This window comes from Halobacterium sp. CBA1126 (assembly GCF_009741975.1).
In the GTDB taxonomy this organism is placed as follows: domain Archaea; phylum Halobacteriota; class Halobacteria; order Halobacteriales; family Halobacteriaceae; genus Halobacterium.
In genome coordinates this window covers 1-2,773 of sequence record NZ_WPCF01000173.1, presented here as the reverse complement: position 1 = coordinate 2,773, position 2,773 = coordinate 1, and the positions used below count along the sequence as shown (strand labels likewise).

The following is a 2,773-nucleotide window of genomic DNA, read 5'->3' as shown; positions in this document are numbered from 1 at the left end:
CGGACGCGGAGACGGTCGCCTCGCTGGCGGGCACGGAGAGCCGCGTCGCGACGCCGGAGACGGCGGCGTCCGCCGGTCGCGCGAGCGCCCGTCCCCCGCGGGCTTCCCGCCAGTCGCGTGCTCGCACTGTCACTTCGTTGCCGGCGGCGTCGACAGCGGCCACCCCCGCGCCGGTTGTCTCCCACTGAATCACGCGGCTGTCCCGTACTCCCAGCGGGCATATATTTCTGTCGAGGGGCGGGGGTGAATTATGGCAGGCTCGGTAGACTTATGCCGCGCGCACCGGCCACTCTAGGCATGAGCTACGACGACGTCCGGGAGGTCGACCCGGCGGTCGCGGACGCGCTCGCCGGCGAGCGCGAGCGCCAGAACGAGACGCTGGCGATGATCGCCAGCGAGAACCACGTCAGCGAAGCCGTCCTCGAGGCGCAGGGCAGCGAGCTCACGAACAAGTACGCCGAGGGCTACCCCGGCGAGCGCTACTACGGCGGCTGCGAGTACGCCGACGACGTCGAGTCGCTGGCCATCGAGCGCGCGAAGGAGCTGTTCGGCGCCGACCACGTGAACGTCCAGCCCCACAGCGGCTCCTCCGCGAACATGGGCGTCTACTTCTCGGTCCTCGAGCCCGGCGACAAGATTCTCTCGCTGGACCTCACGCACGGCGGCCACCTGAGCCACGGCCACCCCGCGAACTTCGCGGGCCAGCTCTACGACGTCGAACAGTACGAGGTCGACCCGGAGACGGGGCGACTCGACTACGAGTCGCTGCGGGAGATCGCCGAGGCGTTCGAGCCGGACATGATCGTCTCCGGGTTCTCGGCGTACCCCCGCGAGGTCGAGTGGGGCGAGATTCAGGCCGCGGCTGACGCCGTCGACGCCTACCACATGGCGGACATCGCGCACATCACGGGCCTCGTCGCCGCGGGCGAACACCCCTCGCCGGTCGGCGTCGCGGACTTCGTCACGGGGAGCACGCACAAGACGATTCGCGCGGGCCGCGGCGGCATCATCATGTGCGACGAGCAGTACGCCGACGACGTGGACTCGGCGGTGTTCCCGGGCGCGCAGGGCGGTCCCCTGATGCACAACATCGCCGGGAAGGCGGTCGGCTTCGAGGAGGCGCTCGACCCCGCGTTCGACCAGTACGCCGCGCAGGTCGTGCGCAACGCCGAGGTGCTCGGCGAGACCCTGCAGGACCACGGCTTCTCGCTGGTCTCCGGCGGCACCGACACCCACCTCGTGCTCGTGGACCTCCGCGACTCCCACCCGGACGTCTCCGGCGGCGACGCCGAGGAGGCCCTCGAGGAGGTCGGCATCGTCCTGAACGCCAACACCGTCCCGGACGAGTCCCGGTCGGCGTTCGACCCTCCGGGATTCGCGCCGGCACGCCCGCGCTGACGACCCGCGGGTTCGACGAGGCCGCGATGGAGACGGTCGGCGACTGCATCGCGAAAGTCATCGACAACATCGGCGACGCCGAGGTGTACGCCGAGGTCGCCGCGACCGTCGAGCGCCTCTGTCAGGACCACCCGCTGTACGAGTAGCTGTTGGTCGTTCGTGCGCATTCTGTGCTGACTGGCCGTCCTTTTGTGCACGAACCGCCGAATTGAAGGCGGCCGAGCGCGGACGTCGCTGCATGACCAGCATCATCGACGGGAACGCCGTCGCCGCCGACGTCCGCGACGCGCTCGCCGACTCCGTGGCGACGCTCGAGGACGCCGGCGTCACGCCGCGGCTCGCGACCGTCCTGATGAACGACAAGCAGGCCAGCGAGACGTACGTCTCCATGAAACAGCGGGACTGCGAGGAGATCGGCATCGCCGCCGAGGACGTCCGCATCGACTCCGACGCGCCCGCCGAGGAGCTCTTCGAGACGGTCGCCGACCTGAACGCCCGCGAGGACGTCCACGGCATCCTCGTGCAGGCGCCCACGCCCGACCACGTCCCCGACGAGCGCGTGCTCTCCGCTGTCGACCCCGCGAAGGACGTCGACGGCTTCCACCCCGAGAACGTCGGGAAGCTCGTCGCCGGGAACGCCCGCTTCAAGCCCTGCACGCCCCACGGCATCCAGAAGCTCCTCGCCAGCGAGGGCGTCGACACCGAGGGGAAGGAAGTGGTCGTGGTCGGCCGCTCGAACATCGTCGGGAAGCCGCTCGCGAACCTCCTCGTCCAGAAGAGCGACGGCGGCAACGCCACCGTCACCGTCTGCCACAGCCGAACCGAGGACCTCGCCGCCCACACGCGCCGCGCGGACGTCGTCGTCGCGGCCGCCGGCGTCACCGAACTCGTCGACGGGTCGATGCTCTCGGAGGGCACCGTCGTCGTCGACGTCGGCATCAACCGCGTCGACGCGGACACCGAGAAGGGCTACGAGCTCGTCGGCGACGTGGAGTTCGAGAGCGCCAAGGAGAAGGCCAGCGCCATCACGCCCGTCCCCGGCGGCGTCGGCCCGATGACGCGCGCGATGCTGCTGTACAACACCGTGAAGGCCGCCGGCGAGCAGACCGGCACCGACGTCGAACTCCCCTGAGCCCGCGGGGCCCGCCACTACCCGAAGCTACAACTCCGCGGCCGCCGTCGTCACGGCCGCATGACTGACGACGCGGACGGCGGCCCGAACTGGTCGCTGCTCGGCCTCGGCGGCGCGCTCAGCCTCTGTTGTCTGTTCGGCCCGGCGGCCGCGGGCGCGGCGGGCGGCGCGGCGGCCGGCGGCGCGACCGCGAGCGTCGGCGGCGGCCTCGTCCAGATTGCGGTCTCCGCGGCGACCGTCGGC

General features: G+C 71.1%; 3 protein-coding genes and 1 pseudogene. 3 read left to right on the top strand and 1 reads right to left on the bottom strand.

Translation table 11 applies throughout. The features are described from left to right. On the bottom strand, positions 1-193 hold a 193-nt coding region (locus tag GJ634_RS14780), incomplete at its 3' end, for a hypothetical protein (RefSeq protein ID WP_157503603.1). A gap of 104 nt (positions 194-297) precedes the next feature. Here GJ634_RS14780 and glyA point away from each other — a divergent pair. From glyA to GJ634_RS14765, 3 genes and pseudogenes are all read left to right on the top strand, one after another. Then, positions 298-1,544, top strand: a pseudogene (glyA, locus tag GJ634_RS14775) (serine hydroxymethyltransferase). Positions 1,545-1,636: 92 nt separating this feature from the next. Next, complete coding sequence (locus GJ634_RS14770; RefSeq protein ID WP_157503602.1) at positions 1,637-2,530, top strand: tetrahydrofolate dehydrogenase/cyclohydrolase catalytic domain-containing protein; 894 nt, start codon at positions 1,637-1,639, stop codon at positions 2,528-2,530. A 60-nt stretch (positions 2,531-2,590) separates the two neighbouring features. Next, the coding region (locus GJ634_RS14765; RefSeq protein WP_157503601.1) for a hypothetical protein at positions 2,591-2,773 on the top strand (183 nt) is incomplete at its 3' end.